The organism is Bacillus sp. SIMBA_031 (assembly GCF_046535225.1).
GTDB classification, from domain to species: domain Bacteria; phylum Bacillota; class Bacilli; order Bacillales; family Bacillaceae; genus Bacillus; species Bacillus velezensis.
In genome coordinates, this window is the sequence record NZ_JAWRXC010000045.1 from 1 (window position 1) to 413 (window position 413).

General features: G+C 56.7%; 1 protein-coding gene. It reads right to left on the reverse strand.

Features of this window, described 5'->3' with window-relative positions; all coding sequences use genetic code 11:
* On the reverse strand, positions 1-316 hold a 316-nt coding region (locus SB724_RS19440), incomplete at its 3' end, for a VOC family protein (protein WP_410572415.1).
* Positions 317-413: the final 97 nt, after the last annotated feature.

A 413-nucleotide genomic window follows, 5' to 3' on the forward strand; every position in this document is an offset into this window, starting at 1 on the left:
CGTTGTGGTCAGTGAACATCGGATTGATGCTGAACCCGATCGCCGTATAGAACGACTTTGCCCGCTCGAGGTCTGTCACGGGCAGGTTGACGAACATTGCAGTCATGGTGGTCTCCGTCTGGTTGGTCCGGTACTGGACACAACCACACTTGCAAAAAACAAGTAGTGCGTCAAGAAGTTTCGTAAACAGACTTCGGGCGGACGCTGTGGCGTGGCCCGACGGGACGTTGCAGGCGTCGGAGAGTCTGGCAATCTTGAGCGAATCTTGAGATGACCCGGCGTCGTTCTTGAGGGGCCGGTCTGATGGTTGAAACATCAGCCAATACAGCTGATGGGAACTTCCAGGAAGGACCACCGGGAATGCCTGACCAGATCACGACCCCCTCAATGAGCGCCGGCGCTGCCTCGTCTGT